Raw genomic sequence first — 17,059 nt, 5'->3', positions numbered from 1 at the left:
CAGCGGACCGCCACCCATCCAGTCCGGACACCGAAAGGCAGGCCCCGCATGACTGGAAGCCCTCCCGCCGTAAACTCGTGGAACGAATGGGACCCGCTGCAGGAGATCGTGGTCGGCAGCGCCGACAATGCCTGCTTCGAGCCCACCGAGCCGGGCAGCCGCCCGGCGGTGCGCAACACCCCCGGCACCGGCTTCCCCACCGGGCCGAAGTCCAAAGAGGCCATCGACCTCGCCAACGAGGAGCTCACCGGCCTGACGCAGGTGCTGCGGTCCCAGGGTGTGACGGTGCGCCGGCCCGAGCCGCACGACTTCTCCGCCCCCGTGGTCACGCCCGAGTTCGAGGTCGAGAACCAGTACTGCGCGGTGTGCCCGCGCGACGTAATGATCACCATGGGCAACGAGATCATCGAAGCGACGATGTCGCGCCGAGCCCGCTATTTCGAGTACCAGCCCTATCGCAAGCTGGTGTACGAGTACTGGAACGCCAACCCGCGCACCGGCTGGACGACGGCGCCGAAGCCGTCCATGGCCGACGATATGTACCGCGAGGAATTCTGGGAGTGGCCGCTGGCGGAGCGGCACGCCCGGATGCATTCCTTCGAGTTCTGCATCACCCAGGACGAAGTCATCTTCGACGCGGCCGACATGAGCCGCTTCGGCCGCGACGTCATCGTCCAGGAGTCCATGACCACCAACCGCGCCGGAATCCACTGGCTGAAGCGGCACCTCGAGCCCAAGGGCTTCCGGGTGCACCCGGTGCACTTCCCGCTGGACTTCTTCCCCTCGCACATCGACTGCACCTTCGTGCCGCTGCGCCCCGGGCTGATCCTCACCAACCCGGACCGTCCGCTGCGCGAGGGCGAGGAGAAAATGTTCCTCGACAACGACTGGGAACTCGTCGAGGTCCCGGAACCCGTCCTGAGCAACGAGGACATGCCGCCCTACTGCCAGTCCTCCAAGTGGCTCTCGATGAATGTCCTCAGCATTTCCCCGACCAAGGTGATCTGCGAGGCCCAGGAGAAGCCCCTCCAGGACATGCTGTCGGGCCTCGGCTTCGAGGTATTCCCGGTGCCGTTCCGCAATGTCTTCGAATACGGCGGCTCCCTGCACTGCGCCACCTGGGATGTGCGCCGCGACGGCGACCGGCAGGACTATTTCCCGAACCTCGACTACCAGACCCTCGCCTGAAGCCCCCGCACGCCGGAGTCCAGCTCCGGGAGGCCTTCGGCGACCACGGTCCGTACGCCGGGATCACCCTCTTCCCCGCCGAACAGGCGGCGGTGGCGGGCGCTTCGGCCGAGCGCCGCCGGGAGTTCACCACCGTACGGGGCTGCGCCCGGGCCGCCCTGGCGGCGCTCGGGGCGGCCCGGGCGCCACTGGTCCCCGGCGCGATGGGGGCACCGCGGTGGCCGGCGGGAGTGGTGGGTTCGATGACCCACTGCGCCGGCTACCGCGCGGCGGCCGTGGCCGCCACCCGCGACATCGCCGCCCTCGGCATCGACGCGGAACCCCGGGAGCCACTGCCGCCCACGGTCGCGGCCCACCTGCTGCACGACGCCGAAGCGGCCTGGCTGCGCAAGGTCTTCCCCGGCGGAGAGCCGCCCGCGGACCGGCTCGTCTTCAGCGCCAAGGAGGCGGCGTACAAGGCCTACTCCCCCTGGCTCGGCTCCCGCCACGGCATCCGCGACTTCACCGTACTGCCGGAGCCGGACGGGACCTTTCAGGTCATCCTGCCGCGGCACGGCGGATCCGTACCGCACCACGCCGTCGGCCGCTGGAGCCTGTCCCGCGACCTCGTCCTCACGTCGGTGACGGTCAGCGCAGCCGCGCCATGAGCGCGTGCTCGACCAGCGTGATCAGCCCGCTCTTGGACTCGGCGCGCTGCCGCGCGTCGGTCGTGATGATCGGCGTCTCGGGGCCGATCTGCAGCGCCTCGCGGACCTCCTCCGGGGCGTACGGCTGATGCCCGTCGAAGCCGTTCAGCGCGATGATGAACGGCAGCCCGGAGTTCTCGAAGTAGTCCACCGCCGGGAAGCAGTCCGCCAGCCGCCGCGTGTCGACCAGGACGACGGCGCCGATCGCACCCTTGACCAGGTCGTCCCACATGAACCAGAAGCGGTCCTGCCCCGGCGTGCCGAACAGGTACAGGATCAGGTCCTGGTCGAGCGTGATGCGCCCGAAGTCCATCGCGACCGTGGTGGTCGTCTTGTTGGACACCTGCGACAGGTCGTCAATGCCCGCCGACGCGGACGTCATCACCGCTTCGGTACGGAGCGGATTGATCTCCGACACGGACCCCACGAACGTGGTCTTGCCCACGCCGAACCCGCCCGCGATGACAATCTTCGCGGACGTCGTGGAGCGCTCCGGCTGCTGGCCGACACCCGCGCCGGCGCTAGAGCTTGCGAAGTCCACTGAGCACCCTTTCGAGCAACGTCACATCTGGCTGGCCGCTGGCGTTCTCGGCCGCGCCCGGCTGGTGGATGGTGACCAGACCGGCCTCGGCCAGGTCCGCCACCAGGATCCGGGCGACCCCGAGCGGCATGGTCAGCAGCGCCGAGATCTCGGCGACCGACTTGATCTCATAGCAGAGCTGGCAGATCCGCTGGTGCTCGGGGAGCTGGGACTGCAGCCGGCCGGGGTCGGCCGTCGTCTGCACCAGCGCCTCGATGGCGAGCTGATAGCGCGGCCGGGTGCGGCCGCCCGTCATCGCGTACGGACGGACCAGCCGCGACTGGGGCCGCTTGGGCCCGCCGCGCGGCGCCGGGGCGGCCTGCTGGTGCTGCGGCGGCTGCGGGCCCTGCTGGTGCGGTGCGGCGTACTGCTGCTGGGGCTGCGGTCTGGACGGGTCGTAGGAAGCGGGCCCGCCCTGGTGCGAGGGGGCGGCGGGAAAGTCATAGTGCTTCGGAGCGGGCTGCTCCTGCTGCGGCTGCTGGTCGTAGCCATAGCCGTAAGCCCACTCACCGTCGTTCTCGTACGGCCCGCCCTGGTGGCTCGCCACTTCGCTCCCCTTCCGTCCGAATGGCCGTTGTCCCTCGACCACCGGACTTTTGTGCTTGACGCACCTTAGCCCGGACCGCGCTGAATCCGCACCGGATGTCTGCTAGTTGAGAAGGCTTCCCTGCAGCTCGGCGCGCAGGTCCGGGGTGAGGACCGCGCCCGCGCGGTCCACCAGGAGGGCCATCTCGTAGCCGACGAGGCCGATGTCGCACTCGGGGTGTGCGAGCACGGCCAGCGAGGAGCCGTCGGAGATGGACATGATGAAGAGGAAGCCGCGCTCCATCTCCACGACCGTCTGGTTGACGCTGCCGCCCTCGAAGATTCTCGAGGCGCCGGCGGTGAGGGACGTCAAGCCGGACGCGACGGCCGCGAGCTGGTCCGCGCGGTCGCGCGGAAAGCCCTCGGACATCGCCAGAAGGAGTCCGTCGGCGGAGACCACGACCGTGTGCGAAACACCCGGGGTGTTGTCGACGAAGTTCGTGATCAACCAGTTCAGGTTCTGCGCCGCCTGGCTCATCGGGCTCACACTAACGCTCCTGATCGTAGCTGCTGCCGGGCCCGTAGCCCGGTCGGTCATTCTCCGCGGTCCCCTGGTCGCGCCCCTGCTGAACGCCGCGGCGCAGGTTTGCCAGCCTGCCCCGTACGTCCTCCGGTGCGCGGGAGACCTGGGGGCCGCCCTGCGGTGTCTGCGTGGCCGTGCCGTCCACCAGGTTGGCACGAGGCACCCGCTTCGGGAGCCCGGCGGATGTGATGCCGCCGGCTTCCGGTTCGCGTGCTCTGGCGGCCCGCTCCCAGCGCGCGTCGTTGTCCGACCGCCACTCGGAGTCCGTAATCTGCGCGGGCACCCCAGCCGAAGGTTCCCCCGCCGGGGGGAAGCCTACGCTCTGCAAGCCATTTCCGGCACGGGCATCTTCGGACGCATCAGGCGCACCGGACGAACCCGTCGCTTCGTACGAACCGTACTGGGCGCCCTGTTGCGGCTGGTGAGCCTCCTGCTGCGGCGCCTGGTAGGCGTCTTGCCCGTACTGCTCCCGCTCCTGGTACGACTCGCGGGCGGCGGCCTCCTGCTCGGCGGCGCGCGCCTCCAGGGCGGCCCGGCGCTCCTCGCGCTGCAGCGAGCGGCCGATCGGGTCGTCGACGGGGTACGGGGCGGTGCCGTTCGCGGGGCTGAAGGGCGCCGAAGGTGCCGCCTGCTGCGCTCCGGCGTACGCCCCGTCGTTGAAGCCGAGCTCCGCGGCGGTGCGCTGGCCGACGGCCATCTTCGGGTCGAAGCCGGTCAGAGTCGGGTTGTCGCCCACGATGCGGGAGACGGTGAACTCCTCCTCCGGCTGCACGCCCATCGGGTCGCCGCCGCCGCCGTGCGTGATCGCCTCGGGGAGCATGACCAGGGAGGTGGTGCCGGACTGCTCGCCGGACGGGCGCAGCTGCACCCGGATGCCGTGCCGGTCGGCCAGCCGGCCGACCACGAACAGGCCCATGCGCTGGGATATCGCCGCGTCCACGACCGGCGGGTTGGCCAGCCGGTGGTTGATGTCCGCGAAGTCCTCGGCGGTGAGGCCGATGCCCTTGTCGTGGATCTCGATCATCACGCGGCGGTCGGGCAGCCGGGTCGCGGTGACGCGGACCTTGGTGTGCGGCGAGGAGAAGGTGGTGGCGTTCTCCAGCAGCTCGGCGAGGAGGTGCACGAGGTCGGTGACGGCGGTGCCGTGGATCTCGCAGTCCGGGACCCCGGACAGCTCCACGCGCTCGTACGACTCCACCTCGGAGGTCGCGGCGCGCAGCACGTCGAGCAGCGGGACCGGCTGGTCCCAGTGCCGGCCGGTGTCCTCGCCGGCGAGGACCAGGAGGTTCTCGCCGTTGCGGCGCATGCGGGTGGACAGGTGGTCCATCTGGAAGAGGTTCTCCAGCTGGTCCGGGTCCGCCTCGTTCTCCTCCAGGCTCGACACCAGCTCCAGCTGGCGCTCGATGAGGCCCTGGTTGCGGCGGGAGAGGTTGGTGAAGATCGCGTTGATGTTGCCGCGGAGCAGGGCCTGCTCGGAGGCGAGCCGGACGGCCTCGCGGTGCACCTGGTCGAAGGCGCGGGCGACCTCGCCGATCTCGTCGCGGGAGTTGATCGGGATCGGGGTGACGCGGGTGTCGACGCGGCCCGGGTCCGTACGGGAGAGCTGGTCGACCAGCATCGGCAGGCGCTGCTCGGCGACGCCGAAGGCGGCGTTGCGCAGCCGGCGCATCGAGCGGCCCATGGAGCGGGCCATCATCGCGGCCACGATGAAGGCGAGCAGCAGGGCGGCGACGGCGGCGGCGGAGTTGATGTAGGTGTCCTGCTCGGCGTCCTTGGCGACCTTGTTCGCCTCGTTCACCGCCTCCTCGGACAGCTCCTTCTCCACCTCCAGATAGGCCTGGAACTTGCCCGTGGACATCGCCCACCAGGTCTGCGGGGTGATGCCCTTCTTGGCGAGGGCGGTCGGGTTGGAGCCGGGGGCGAACATGGCGCGGGTGGTCTCCGCGACGCCGGGCGGCGGGGTGAAGCGCTGGCCGTTCTGCTTGGCCTCGACGGCCTTCTGCTCCAGCTGCTTCTTGCCGGTGGCGGCGGCGGACTGCAGGGCCTCGTTCAGCCGCGCGTTGTCCTTGGGCCGGCCGCCGAACTCGTACTCCTCGGAGGCGATGACCTCCAGGCGGGCGTACGAGGAGAAGGCCTCGCGGGTGACCGGCAGCTCGGCGCGGTTCTTCGTGGTCAGCAGCTGCATGCCGATGGACCGGTCGAGGGAGGCGGCCGAGGAGGTCAGCGCGATGGCGTAGATGGTGCGGCCGAAGGAGGTGGCGTTGTCCGTGCCGAGGCCGAGGTCGTTGCTCAGGGCCATCAGCGGGCGGTAGACGAGCGCGTACGCCTCCTGGGTGTCCACACCCTTCATGCCCTTGGTGAAGGCCTTGGCGCGGATGCCCTCCAGCTTGGCGGTGGCGCCGGCGATGTGCTGCAGGCGGCGCTCGATGCCCTCGGTGTCCGGGACGTCCTGCTTCTGCCTGTCGAAGGCCTCCGCGGCGGCGTCGGTCTGCGCGCGGGCCTTCTCGACGACGTCGGAGTTCTGCTTGCCGGCGAGCAGCGGCGCGGTGGTGACGTCGCGCTCGTTCATGATCGCGTTGGAGTAGTCACCGGCGACCTGCACCAGGCGGGCGACCCGCTCGGCGTCCTCGGCGGAGCGCCAGGTCTCGATGGACTCGTTCACCCGCAGACCCGCGAAGACCAGGGCGACGATGACCGGGATCAGCAGGATGGCGTTCAGTCTGGTGCGCACCCGCCAGTTGCGCGGGGACATCCGGCTGCCGCTGGGCGGCAGTGGATCGGGCGCCGCCGATGTGGCAGGCGCGGCCGCACGGGGCGGCGTGAAGTTGCCCCGCGGGTCCTGCTGCGGGACGTCCCTTTGCTTGCGGCTCACCGGACCAAACCTCTCGCCCTGCTCCTACTAGTCGGTTAGACGAATTCCAGCACGCCAGGCGGCGGTTTCCAAACGTCGGGTCGGCAAAGGTCATTGGCCCGCATGACGGCCAATAAAAGGGACATAAATGCCGACCGGCGACAAAAGGTGGTCCCGGGTTGTGCGCAGCGAAACCGCTCTGCTGCACGCGGTTGCCGCCGGGGCCTGCAATTCTCTTTCGAAACGTTATGAACAGCCAAGGGCGAAGTGTGTCATCCGACACACTTCGCCCTTCGCTAACTCCGGTGCGTCCCCTGCTACTTGAGCCGCGCCATCAGTGCGTGCTCCACCAGCGTGATCAGTCCGCTCTTGGACTCGGCGCGCTGCCGGGCGTCGGTCGTGATGATCGGGGTTTCGGGGCCGATCTGCAGCGCCTCGCGGACTTCCTCCGGGGCGTACGGCTGATGCCCGTCGAAGCCGTTCAGCGCGATGATGAAGGGCAGGCCGCTGTTCTCGAAGTAGTCGACGGCGGGGAAGCAGTCGGCCAGGCGTCTGGTGTCGACCAGCACGACCGCGCCAATGGCGCCCTTGACCAGGTCGTCCCACATGAACCAGAAACGGTCCTGCCCGGGGGTCCCGAACAGGTAAAGGATCAAGTCCTGGTCCAGGGTGATACGACCGAAGTCCATCGCGACCGTCGTGGTCGTCTTGTTGGACACCTGCGACAGGTCGTCAATGCCCGCCGACGCCGACGTCATCACGGCCTCGGTACGAAGCGGATTGATCTCCGACACGGACCCCACGAACGTGGTCTTGCCCACGCCGAAGCCCCCGGCGACCACGATCTTCGCCGAAGTCGTGGACCGCGCCTCCTGTCCGTAGCCGCCGCTAGAGCTTGCGAAGTCCACTGAGAACCCTTTCGAGCAAAGTCACATCTGGTGTTCCGTCGGCCTGCTGGCCGCCACCCGGCTGGTGGATCGCCACCATGCCGGCCTCCGCCAGGTCGGCCACGAGGATACGGGCCACCCCCAGCGGGATCGCGAGCAGTGCGGAAACCTCCGCCACCGACTTGATCTCCCGGCACAGGTGACAGATGCGCTGGTGCTCGGGGAGCATGCCCTGCAGCCGTACCGGGTCGGCCGTGGTGCTGACCAGCGCCTCGATGGCGAGCTGGTAGCGCGGCCGGGTGCGGCCGCCCGTCATGGCGTACGGGCGGACCAGCGGCTGGTCGCCTTCACCTTCGTAGGGAGCGTGCGCACCGCCGTACGAGTCGGGTGAGGCGGGTGGCGGGGTCATGGATCCTCCGGGCTGTGACACGGCCGCAGTGGCGGCCTGTGTACGAATGGCCTGTGGGGGGACTTGGGGGAGCTGGTGCTCGCGGAGTACGTCAGTTCAGCAGGCTGCCCTGCAGTTCGGCGCGGAGATCGGGGGTGAGCACGGCGCCCGCCCGGTCGACCAGCAGGGCCATCTCGTAGCCGACGAGGCCGATGTCGCACTCGGGGTGTGCGAGCACGGCCAGCGAGGAGCCGTCGGAGACCGACATGATGAAGAGGAACCCGCGCTCCATCTCCACGACCGTCTGGTTGACGCTGCCGCCCTCGAAGATGCGCGAGGCACCCGCGGTGAGGGACGTCAGCCCGGAGGCCACGGCCGCCAGCTGGTCGGCGCGGTCGCGGGGGAAGCCCTCGGACATCGCCAGAAGAAGACCGTCGGCGGAGACCACGACCGTGTGGGAAACACCGGGGGTGTTGTCCACGAAGTTCGTGATCAACCAGTTCAGATTCTGCGCCGCCTGGCTCATCGGACTCAACTAACGCTCCTGCTGATAGGTGGGGCCGAAGCCGCTGTTGTTACTGCCGAGGGTCCCGCCGGCCTGCCGGCCCTGCTGGATCCCGCGGCGGAGGCTGGTCAGCCGCCCGCGCACGTCATCGGGCGTACGGGAGACCGGCGGACCGCTTTCCTCCGGAGCCGGCCGCTGCTGCGCCGTGCCGTCCACGAGGTTCGCCCGCGGGACCCGGCGCGGCAGCCCTGAGGTGGTGACGCCGCCGGCCTGGGGGCCGGAGGCGCGCAGCTGCTCCGCACGGCGCCAGCGCTCGTCGTTGGGGGACGGGCGCCAGCTGCTGGTGTCCTGCCGGCCGTTCGCCGTGGGGGCGGCGGCGGGCTGCGGCGGGGCACCAGCGGGACCAGTCGGGCGGGCCGGAGCCCGTTCCGGCTGCTGCGGGGGCAGCGGGGGTGGGGTGGGGATGCTCGGCGACTGGGGGCCGCCGGACGATGCGGGGCGGGGCTGCGGCGCCTGGGCGCGCCCCCCGCGGCCGCGGAACCAGTCCGACTCCAGCTCCGCGAAGAGCGGCGTCGGCTCGTCCCCGCGCGGCGGCGCGCTCTCACCGAGCGGCGCGTCCTGCGGGTTGCCGTACGCCGCGCTCTGCCCGGGGACCGGGGGCTGCGGAGCGCTGGGCTGGGGGTAGGCGGTGCCGTGCGCCGGGGTGTGCGGCGGAAGCTGCTGGCCGCGCTGGTCCTGGCTCGGGCTCTGGCCGCCTTGGGTCTGGCCGAGCTGGTTCTGGCCGCCCTGGCTCTGGTTCTGGCCGAAGTCGGGGCGGCGCAGCTGGGTGGTGGAGTCGTGCGCGTCGTGGCCGCGCGGCTGCTCGTCGCCCAGCCGCGGGGCGCCGGCGCCCCAGGCGATCCGGGTCTCCCCGGTGCTGTGGGGGTCGTCGCCGGGGCCTGCGGGGCCGCGGCGGGCGTCGGCGGGCGCGGGGGTGCCGCCCGGGGGCGTCGCCATCGGGGTGCCGTCGGCGGGCGTGCCCATCGGGCCGCCGAGCGGCGATCCTGCCGGGGTGCCGCCAGGGGGCGTGCCCATCGGGCCGCCGAGCGGCGGGCCTGCCGGGGTGCCGCCGGGGGGCGTCGGCATCGGGGTGCCGCGCGGCGGGGTGACCATCGGGGTACCGCCCGGAGGCGTGACCGGGCCGCCCTGCTCCGGCGGGCCCTGGCGGTCGAAGACCGAGGGGCCGGAAGAGTTGCGTACGGGACCGAGCTGGCCGGGACCCGCGCCGGTGCCGCCCGGCGAACGGGTCGGCAGGCCGCGGCGCTGGCCGTCATCGGGGGCCGAGGGGCCGGGGCCGCCCCTGCCGGGTCCGGTGCCGCCAGGACCCGTGGCGCCCGGGCCCGTACCACCGGGTCCGGAGCCGTCGCCGCGGGCCGGCAGGGCGGGGCGGCGGTTGCCCGCGCCCTGGCCGCCCTGGCCGAGCTGGCCGCGGGGCGGCACGGCGCCGAGGCGGCTGGTGGCGCCGGCCTTGGCCGCGCCGGGCTTGTCGAGGCCCTGGCCGCCGGGCGGCGGACCGCCCTTGCCGGGCCCTCCGGCGCCGCCGGACTGGGTGACGTCCACCGGCAGCATGACCAGCGCGGTCGTGCCGCCGGAGTCGGACGGGCGGAGCTGGATGCGGATGCCGTGCCGCAGCGACAGCCGGCCGACCACGAACAGGCCCATGCGGCGGGACACGGACACGTCCACGGTGGGCGGCGAGGCGAGCCGCTCGTTAATGGCGGCGAGGTCCTCGGGCGACAGGCCGATGCCGGTGTCGTGGATCTCGACGAGCACGCGCCCGTCGGGCAGCGCGTGTCCGGTGACCTTCACCTTGGTCTGCGGCGAGGAGAACGACGTCGCGTTCTCGAGCAGCTCGGCGAGGAGGTGCACGAGGTCGTTGACGACGCGGCCCGCGACCTGCGTGGCGGGTACGGCGGAGAGCTCGATGCGCTCGTACTGCTCCACCTCGGACGCGGCGGCGCGGAGCACGTCGACCAGCGGGACCGGGCGGGTCCAGCGGCGGCCGGGCTCTTCACCGGCGAGGACCAGCAGGTTTTCGCCGTTACGGCGCATGCGGGTCGCCAGGTGGTCGAGCTTGAACAGCGACGCCAGCTGGTCCGGGTCGGCCTCGCGGGACTCCAGCTCGGAGATCAGCGACAGCTGGCGCTGGATGAGGCCCTGGGAGCGGCGGGAGAGGTTGGTGAACATCGCGTTCACGTTCCCTCGCAGCAGCGCCTGCTCGGCGGCGAGACGGACCGCCTCGCGGTGGACCTCGTCGAAGGCCTGGGCGACCTTGCCGATCTCGTCCTTGCTGTGCACGCCGACGGACTCGACGGAGGTGTCGACGTCCTCGGGGTCGGCCTCGGACAGCTGCTTGACCAGCTCGGGCAGGCGCTTGTTGGAGACCGTCTCGGCGGTGTCCTGCAGCCGGCGCAGCGACCGCACCATGGAGCGGGCCACGATGAACGCGCCGGTCAGCGAGACGCCGAGGACGAGGATGATCAGCGCACCGTTGATGATGGCGTCGCGCTCGGCCTCGTTGCGCAGCTGGCGGGACTTCTGCTCCATCTCCTGGAGCAGAGTGGACTCGATCTTGCCCATCCGCTCCAGCTTCACCGAGTCCAGGTCGGCCCAGTCGCGGAAGGACTTCAGCTCGGTGCGCTTCAGGCCGCCGGCGTCCTTGAGGATGTCCACGGCGTACCGGTTGGCCTGCTGGATGGAGGTGTCCTGGTCCATCGCCTCGGTGAGGTCGGTGGCGCTGGACCGGCCCGCGTACAGCTGCTCGAACTGCTTGAGGTCGTTCTCCTCGGCCCGCTGGGCGGACAGCGCCTCCAGGCGGTCGGCCTCACTCAGGTCCGCGGGCTTCTGCGCCAGCGCGGCGGCGATGATCGCCCGCTGCACGGAGGCGTTCTCCTTCGCGGAGGAGAAGACCGCCAGCGCGCGGGTGGCCTGGATCATTTCGCTGTTGCTGGTGGCCTGCGCCATGTCCTGCGACAGCGAGAGGAGCGAGTCGACGAGGTCGCCGTAGGCCTTGACCGTCTGGGAGTCGTACTCGTTGTTCTGGTACGCGTTCTTGCGGATGTCCGAGAGCTCGTTGAGCTGGACGACGATCCGCTTCAGGGTCGCGTTGACGCCCTTGAGGGAGGAGTCGTCGGTGGAGTCGATCTCGTCGGTGGCCTCACGGAACCGCTGCAGTGCGGTGTCGGTGAGCTTCCGCGAGTACTTCACGTCCGGGTCGCCGGCATTGCCGTCGCGGACGATCAGACCGGCCGACTCGTCCCGCTCCTCCTGGAGCTGCGCGGCCAGCGTGGTGGCCTGCTGGGTCAGCTCGGTCAGCAGCTTCATGTTGTCCTGCTGCTGGATGTCCCGCCAGGAGTCCTCGATACGGAACGCGCCCAGCGTGGTCGCGGCGACGACCGGCAGCGCGAGCAGGGACACCAGGCGGGTGGAGATGCGCCAGTTGCGCATGGCTATTCGAGGCCCGGGCCCCGGCGGCTGCTTCGCCTTCGCGGCCTTTCCCTGCGGCGCTATCGCGCCCGCCTCGGGCGCCGGCAGGCGCGGGGCATCCGGTCCCTGGGCAGGCTGCTGTGCAGAGCCGCGGCCGGTCGCGCCACGTCCCTGCTCGCCCGAAGCGTCCCCAAGTCCCTGGCGGGCCTGGGAGGACGCCATGCCATCCCTCTTGAAACGTCCCTGCACTAGCGTCGCAACCTCTGGACCTGGCCCCCGGCGGGCGTGAGCGCGCCCGGGACGGTGTCGAGTCGTGCGGGAGCCTCCAAAAGCAGAGCCCCGCTGGCGGTGTCCTTACCTGCCCGGCGCAGATCTCCCCAGTTCAGCTGCCCCGAGTGGCGCCCCATTGCGCCCGATTCGAGTAGCTGCAGCCCCGCGACGGTCCGTGGAATTCCAGCACAGTGCCGGATCTCCAACAAGGCCCGGGGGTAACAGTGTGGCGGCGGTGACGTATTGTGCTGAAGCAATTACCCGGGGTGCAAAAGTAGGGCTGAGATAAGGGACATTTCTCTACGAGCTGCGCAGGGGCGCACGGTGTCCCGTAAGCGCCCCTGAGGGGCGGTAGCTGGGCTTAGAGCAGGGTATGCCCGGTTTTGATGATCATGGTCGCCTGCGTTTTAGGGGTATTTGTCATGCCGCCCGTGAGGAAACTCACATGACCGGGACGGGTGATGTGCCGAGTGGCGGGGAACTGCGGCGTCTAGCCTGAGGCTTTACATGCACAGATAAAGCGTCAAGCGAAAGAGCGCCGCCTTGAAGCACACGATGATGTTCCGGAACATAGCGAACCCGCGCCGCACCACCCTCGCCCACGTAGCGGACGCGGAGGTCCTCGAGACCGAGATCCCGGAGCAGCCGGAGTACGACGCCGCCCTCCCGGCAAGCACAGCGAACCCCCGCCGCACGGTCCTGATGAAGGTCCCGAACAGCTGACGCCCCTCCGGGGGCAGGCGTCCCTGGGCCGAGTCCCGCGCGGACGTCAGCGACGGCGATAGCCTGTGGTGACCACATCCCCGGGCAAAGCAAGGGCACCGTCTTGCGCATCGCAAGGTTCTCCATCGACGGCACCGTCGGCTTCGGCGTACTCGAAGGCGACCAGCTGGACGTCATCAAGGGCCACCCCTTCGGCGAGATCGAGCGCAGCGGCACAAAGATCCCGCTCGCACAGGCGCGGCTGCTGCCGCCCGTACTGCCGAACAAGGTCGTCGCCGTGGGCCGCAACTACGCGGAACACGCCGCCGAACTCGGCAACGAGGTCCCGGACGCGCCGATCACCTTCTTCAAGCCGTCCACCTCGGTGATCGGCCCCCAGGACCAGATCACCTACCCGCCCTTCTCCGACGACCTCCATTACGAGGCCGAGCTGGCCGTCGTCATCGGCCGCATGTGCCGCGAGGTCCCGGTGGACCGCGCCGCCGACGTCATCCTCGGCTACACCTGCGCCAACGACCTCACCGCCCGCGACGTACAGCAGCGCGAGAAGCAGTGGGCGCGGGCCAAGGGCTTCGACTCCTCCTGCCCGCTCGGCCCCTGGGTCGAGACGGACATCTCCCTCGACGACATCGCGGCCGGCATCGGCATCCAGTGCACGGTCAACGGCGAGCAGCGCCAGCTCGGCTCCACCTCGGACATGGTCCGCGGCATCCCCGCGCTGATCGCCCACATCACGGAGGCCATGACCCTGCTCCCCGGCGACGTCATCCTCACCGGCACCCCCGCGGGCGTCGGCCCCCTGAACGCCGGCGACGAGGTCGCCGTCACCATCGAAAAAATCGGCACTCTCACCAACAAGGTGATCAAGCGTGGCTAACAAGAACGTCCGCGTACGTTTCTGCCCCTCCCCCACCGGCAACCCGCACGTGGGCCTGGTCCGCACGGCGCTCTTCAACTGGGCGTACGCCCGCCACAACGGCGGCACGTACGTCTTCCGCATCGAGGACACCGACGCCGCCCGGGACACCCAGGAGTCGTACGACCAGCTCCTGGACTCCCTGCGCTGGCTGGGCCTGACCTGGGACGAGGGCCCGGAGGTGGGCGGTCCGCACGCCCCGTACCGGCAGTCCGAGCGGATGGACCTGTACGCGGACGTGGCGGCGAAGCTGCTGGAGGCCGGCCACGCGTACCGCTGCTACTGCACGGCGGAGGAGCTGGAGGTCCGCCGCGAGGAGGCCCGCAAGGCGGGGAAGCCGTCGGGCTACGACGGCCAGTGCCGGGACCTGTCGGCAGAGCAGAAGGCGGCGTACGAGGCCGAGGGCAGGACGTCGATCGTCCGCTTCCGGATGCCGGACGAGACGATCACCTTCACGGACCTGGTCCGCGGCGAGCTGAGCTTCGCACCGGAGAACGTGACCGACTACGGCATCGTCCGCGCGAACGGCGCCCCGCTGTACACGCTGGTCAACCCGGTCGACGACGCCCTGATGGAGATCACCCACATCCTCCGCGGCGAGGACCTGCTGTCCTCGACCCCGCGCCAGATCGCCCTGTACAAGGCCCTGGGCGAGATCGGCGTGACGGACGGCTCGGTCCCCTCCTTCGGCCACCTCCCGTACGTCATGGGCGAGGGCAACAAGAAGCTGTCGAAGCGCGACCCACAGGCGTCGCTGAACCTCTACCGGGAGCGCGGGTTCCTCCCGGAGGGCCTGCTGAACTATCTCTCCCTCCTCGGCTGGTCCTTCTCGCCCGACGAGGACGTCTTCACCCTCGACCAGATGGTGGAGAAGTTCGACCTGGCGGACGTAAACGCGAACCCGGCCCGCTTCGACCTCAAGAAGGCCGAGGCGATCAACGCCGACCACATCCGGATGCTGTCGGTCGAGGACTTCACAGCGGCCTGCGAGCCGTGGCTGAAGGCCCCGCACGCCCCCTGGAAGCCGGAGGCCTTCGACAAGGCGTCCTGGGAGGCCCTGGCCCCACTCGCACAGACCCGCCTGACAGTCCTGTCGGACATCACGGCGAACGTGGACTTCCTCTTCCTCGACGAGCCGGTCGAGGACGAAAAGTCCTGGTCGAAGGCGATGAAGCCGGGCGCGGAGGAGCTGCTCCGCACGGCGCGGGAGAAGCTGGCGGCGACCGCGTCCTGGACCGCGGAGCCCCTGAAGGAGGCCGTCCTGGCGGCCGGCGAGGAGCACGGCCTGAAGCTGGGCAAGGCCCAGGCGCCGGTCCGGGTGGCGGTCACCGGCCGTACGGTCGGCCTGCCGCTCTTCGAGTCGCTGGAGGTGCTGGGGCGCGACCGCACCCTGGCGCGGGTGGACGCGGCGCTGGCGAGGCTCTCGTAACCCGTTTTGGAGCGTGCCCGGCGATCAGGTAATGTTCTGTCTGTCGCCGGGCACGGCGGCCACCACGAACCGCCCCCTCAGGGGGTTGTGTTTTGGTGGGCTATGGTGTAATTGGCAGCACGAGTGATTCTGGTTCACTTAGTCTAGGTTCGAGTCCTGGTAGCCCAGCAGATCTCTTGGCTTAGAGATCAAGGCCCCCGTTGTGTAGCGGCCTAGCACGCCGCCCTCTCAAGGCGGTAGCGCCGGTTCGAATCCGGTCGGGGGTACAGGTCCTTCCCATCGCGAGGGAAGGATCGTCCAAAGGCCCCCGTTGTGTAGCGGCCTAGCACGCCGCCCTCTCAAGGCGGTAGCGCCGGTTCGAATCCGGTCGGGGGTACGTACAAGATCACGCTTTCTGTAAAGAGCCGCCCTCACTCCGGTGAGGGCGGCTCTTTGCGTGTGCGGTGCTCCCCCGGCTCCGGCCGAAGGAGAAGGAGCGGGCCTGGTCGGCCATAGCCGCGCGCCACGGCGGCTCCGTGGTCTGCCAGGTGGCGGGCGTTGTGCGAGCAGCCCGTGCACAGTGCGGCGTGGATCGAGTGCCGATCAGTCGCCGTGGTAGAGGCGATGCGGCTCGATCAGCTGGACGGTCGGGTCGTTTTCCGCGCGGTGGCGCAGGTCGTCGGTGAAGCCGGCGGCGCTGTAGCAGTGCAGTCGCGTGGCGTCGGTGGCCGTGCCGCGCGCGATGAGCAGGGAGCGGATGTGCTGGAGGCGGTCCAGATGCCCCTTCCCCATGACGTCGTTCCATTTGGCTTCGCCGATGGCCAACAGCCCCGCACCGCCGCTGTCGATGTCACCGTGGACGGCGACGTCGACCTCGTGACTGGTCTTCGCAGCGGGGTCGTTGACGGTGCCGCTGGCCACCCTGGTGGCCACCCCGCCGTGGGTCTCGGGTGACGCGTGCCAGCGCGCCCACTCCCGGCAGACCTGCTCGAAGTGCGGGCCGACGACTTTGCTGCGGAACGTGGACTGGGCGCGGCGCCACACCGCACCGGCGCGTCCGGGGCGCTCCAGGTCACCCCAGGCAGGACGCATGATCGCGTGGTAGAAGGCGATGAGGGGTTCGGCGATGCGATAGGCGGAGCGGTTACGGCGGAAGGCGTCGGCCTCGTGCGTGATCATGCCGACGTCCTGAAGGACGCTGAGCGGGTGGGCGAGATCGGTGGACTTACGGCCGAGGTAGTCGGCGATGCCGCCGCGAGCGGCGTTTCCGGCGGCGATGGCGGCCAGGACCGAATGATAGAGGGCGGTGTCGTGGAGCTCCGGCTCTTCGGCGAGTAGATAGCGGGCTTCGCGGAAGAGCGGCCGGGCAGGGTTGAGGACTGCGCGGACGACCCATGCGTCGAAGTCGTCGGGGTCGACGGGGGCGTCGCCTTGGGTGAACTCGCGGCGATAGGCGGGCGTACCGCCCACGATGGCGTGGGTGAGCAGCGCGGTGCGCGGGTCGGCGATCTCCCAGAACTCGGCGGCGAGACGGAAGTCCAGGGTGGGGACGACAAGCTCCAGGCCGGCGCGGCCGCGCAACGGGGCGTTCCCGGCGAGGAGCCCGCCCATAAAGGACAGCGCGGAACCGCACAGCAAAAGCCGCACGGGCGTATTGCTGCGCTGGGCCGTCGGATCGAGGGCCCGCTGGATGATCGAGGGGAGAGCCGGGGACGCCTTGGCGAGGAAGGGAAACTCGTCGATGACCGCCGCGACTGGGCCGCCGCCGTCCGCGATACGCATGAGCTCGGTGACAGCCTCGCCCCAGTCGGCGAAACGGAAGGGCGTCGGCTGATCGCAATAGCGCGCGAGAGCCGCGCCGAACTGGCGCAAGGCATCAGTTTCCGTGGTCTCCGTAGCAGTGAACATGAACCCGCCGATCGCGCGGACAAGGGCGTCGAGCAGGAAGGTCTTGCCTTGGCGACGCCGTCCGGAGACCACGCCAAGGGTGGCCCGGGATCCTGGCAAGGCTGCGAAGCGAGCCAGTTCCGACCACTCGAAGTCGCGGTCGAACATCTCGGCGGGTCTGTCCATGGAGCACGCAC

14 protein-coding genes and 3 tRNA genes are annotated in these 17,059 nt (G+C 70.2%); 8 read left to right on the top strand and 9 right to left on the bottom strand.

The genetic code is table 11. The annotated features are described in order from the left end of the window. Nucleotides 1-48: 48 nt before the first annotated feature. Nucleotides 49-1,188, top strand: a complete 1,140-nt coding sequence (locus ACNNMR_RS31745; RefSeq protein ID WP_419998124.1) for a glycine amidinotransferase — start codon at nt 49-51, stop codon at nt 1,186-1,188. Between the two features lie 92 nt (nt 1,189-1,280). Then, nucleotides 1,281-1,835, top strand: a complete 555-nt coding sequence (locus ACNNMR_RS31740) for a 4'-phosphopantetheinyl transferase family protein (RefSeq protein WP_419998123.1) — start codon at nt 1,281-1,283, stop codon at nt 1,833-1,835. Here ACNNMR_RS31740 and ACNNMR_RS31735 read toward each other — a convergent pair. The 8 genes from ACNNMR_RS31735 to ACNNMR_RS31700 form a co-directional block, all read right to left on the bottom strand. Continuing rightward, complete coding sequence (locus tag ACNNMR_RS31735; protein ID WP_419998122.1) at nt 1,816-2,415, bottom strand: GTP-binding protein; 600 nt, start codon at nt 2,413-2,415, stop codon at nt 1,816-1,818. The genes ACNNMR_RS31740 and ACNNMR_RS31735 overlap by 20 nt on opposite strands. Further along, nucleotides 2,396-3,001, bottom strand: coding sequence for a DUF742 domain-containing protein (locus ACNNMR_RS31730; RefSeq protein ID WP_419998121.1), 606 nt, complete (start codon nt 2,999-3,001; stop codon nt 2,396-2,398). Before ACNNMR_RS31730 ends, ACNNMR_RS31735 begins: the two co-directional genes overlap by 20 nt. A 102-nt stretch (nt 3,002-3,103) precedes the next feature. After that, nucleotides 3,104-3,517, bottom strand: coding sequence for a roadblock/LC7 domain-containing protein (locus ACNNMR_RS31725; protein ID WP_165239165.1), 414 nt, complete (start codon nt 3,515-3,517; stop codon nt 3,104-3,106). Nucleotides 3,518-3,527: 10 nt separating this feature from the next. Further along, complete coding sequence (locus ACNNMR_RS31720; protein ID WP_420000549.1) at nt 3,528-6,293, bottom strand: nitrate- and nitrite sensing domain-containing protein; 2,766 nt, start codon at nt 6,291-6,293, stop codon at nt 3,528-3,530. A gap of 437 nt (nt 6,294-6,730) precedes the next feature. Further along, nucleotides 6,731-7,321, bottom strand: coding sequence for a GTP-binding protein (locus tag ACNNMR_RS31715; RefSeq protein ID WP_419998120.1), 591 nt, complete (start codon nt 7,319-7,321; stop codon nt 6,731-6,733). Beyond that, on the bottom strand, nt 7,302-7,709 hold the full coding sequence (locus tag ACNNMR_RS31710) for a DUF742 domain-containing protein (RefSeq protein ID WP_419998119.1): 408 nt from the start codon (nt 7,707-7,709) through the stop codon (nt 7,302-7,304). Before ACNNMR_RS31710 ends, ACNNMR_RS31715 begins: the two co-directional genes overlap by 20 nt. 91 nt (nt 7,710-7,800) lie before the next feature. Beyond that, complete coding sequence (locus tag ACNNMR_RS31705) at nt 7,801-8,214, bottom strand: roadblock/LC7 domain-containing protein (RefSeq protein ID WP_420000548.1); 414 nt, start codon at nt 8,212-8,214, stop codon at nt 7,801-7,803. A 9-nt stretch (nt 8,215-8,223) separates the two neighbouring features. Beyond that, a complete protein-coding gene (locus ACNNMR_RS31700) occupies nt 8,224-11,907 on the bottom strand; it encodes a nitrate- and nitrite sensing domain-containing protein (RefSeq protein ID WP_419998118.1) in 3,684 nt (1,227 codons plus the stop codon). Between the two features lie 564 nt (nt 11,908-12,471). On the opposite strand from ACNNMR_RS31700, the gene ACNNMR_RS31695 reads away from it, so the two are divergent. From ACNNMR_RS31695 to ACNNMR_RS31670, 6 genes are all read left to right on the top strand, one after another. Beyond that, nucleotides 12,472-12,651: a hypothetical protein gene (locus tag ACNNMR_RS31695; RefSeq protein ID WP_419998117.1), complete on the top strand. Its 180-nt coding sequence runs from the start codon at nt 12,472-12,474 to the stop codon at nt 12,649-12,651. A gap of 103 nt (nt 12,652-12,754) precedes the next feature. Next, the gene (locus ACNNMR_RS31690) at nt 12,755-13,528 is read left to right on the top strand and encodes a fumarylacetoacetate hydrolase family protein (protein ID WP_419998116.1); all 774 of its coding nucleotides are present in this window, start codon (nt 12,755-12,757) and stop codon (nt 13,526-13,528) included. Further along, entirely contained in the window at nt 13,521-14,996 is a 1,476-nt protein-coding gene (gene gltX, locus ACNNMR_RS31685; RefSeq protein WP_419998115.1) for a glutamate--tRNA ligase, read from the top strand. The genes ACNNMR_RS31690 and gltX overlap by 8 nt, the downstream gene beginning before the upstream one ends. A 96-nt stretch (nt 14,997-15,092) precedes the next feature. After that, nucleotides 15,093-15,164 (top strand) — tRNA-Gln (locus ACNNMR_RS31680). A gap of 25 nt (nt 15,165-15,189) precedes the next feature. Then, nucleotides 15,190-15,262, top strand: a tRNA-Glu gene (locus tag ACNNMR_RS31675). A gap of 37 nt (nt 15,263-15,299) precedes the next feature. Then, nucleotides 15,300-15,372 (top strand) — tRNA-Glu (locus ACNNMR_RS31670). Nucleotides 15,373-15,578: 206 nt separating this feature from the next. Here ACNNMR_RS31670 and ACNNMR_RS31665 read toward each other — a convergent pair. Continuing rightward, the gene (locus ACNNMR_RS31665; RefSeq protein ID WP_419998114.1) at nt 15,579-17,048 is read right to left on the bottom strand and encodes an AAA family ATPase; all 1,470 of its coding nucleotides are present in this window, start codon (nt 17,046-17,048) and stop codon (nt 15,579-15,581) included. Nucleotides 17,049-17,059 lie beyond the last annotated feature (11 nt).

The organism is Streptomyces boninensis, assembly GCF_048572725.1.
GTDB lineage: Bacteria > Actinomycetota > Actinomycetes > Streptomycetales > Streptomycetaceae > Streptomyces > Streptomyces boninensis.
The sequence above is the reverse complement of the archived record's forward strand: the minus strand, read 5'-3'. Positions and strand labels throughout refer to the sequence as shown.

What these genes read in the sequence shown, in the direction of transcription:
- ACNNMR_RS31725 (WP_165239165.1), bottom strand. Translation starts at nt 3,517, where the DNA reads ATGAGCCAGGCGGCGCAGAACCTGAACTGGTTGATCACGAACTTCGTC.
- ACNNMR_RS31665 (WP_419998114.1), bottom strand. Translation starts at nt 17,048, where the DNA reads ATGGACAGACCCGCCGAGATGTTCGACCGCGACTTCGAGTGGTCGGAA.
- ACNNMR_RS31710 (WP_419998119.1), bottom strand. Translation starts at nt 7,709, where the DNA reads ATGACCCCGCCACCCGCCTCACCCGACTCGTACGGCGGTGCGCACGCT.
- ACNNMR_RS31745 (WP_419998124.1), top strand. Translation starts at nt 49, where the DNA reads ATGACTGGAAGCCCTCCCGCCGTAAACTCGTGGAACGAATGGGACCCG.
- ACNNMR_RS31705 (WP_420000548.1), bottom strand. Translation starts at nt 8,214, where the DNA reads ATGAGCCAGGCGGCGCAGAATCTGAACTGGTTGATCACGAACTTCGTG.